Annotated in this window: 1 protein-coding gene; it reads left to right on the top strand. The window is 27.5% G+C overall.

What is annotated here, in order from left to right:
* Nucleotides 1–26: 26 nt before the first annotated feature.
* Nucleotides 27–251 (top strand): hypothetical protein (locus NXS07_RS21400; RefSeq protein ID WP_258087691.1); only part of this gene is annotated, 225 nt, incomplete at its 3' end.

Genomic DNA, 251 nt, shown 5'->3' with positions numbered 1-251 from the left:
CAACACCTAAGAAGTAATTATCTTTAATGACTGAAAGAGATGAATTCCAAATCCCGACTCTTTGCTCAATAGCTGATTTTGCAAATCTAGTATATCTTAATTTTGATTTAATGAGTAGGCTTGAATTTGTAATGATTATGATAGAGCCTATTGATAATAATATAAATAAGAAAATATATCTCCAATTTACTAATGCTAAGAATATAGGCAAAGTAATGAATAAAATGATAAGTGGTGTTCTAGCTTGTAAA

The sequence above is a fragment of the Xenorhabdus bovienii genome, assembly GCF_024721015.1.
Classification (GTDB): domain Bacteria; phylum Pseudomonadota; class Gammaproteobacteria; order Enterobacterales; family Enterobacteriaceae; genus Xenorhabdus; species Xenorhabdus bovienii.
This window is presented reverse-complemented; position numbering and strand designations above follow the sequence as displayed.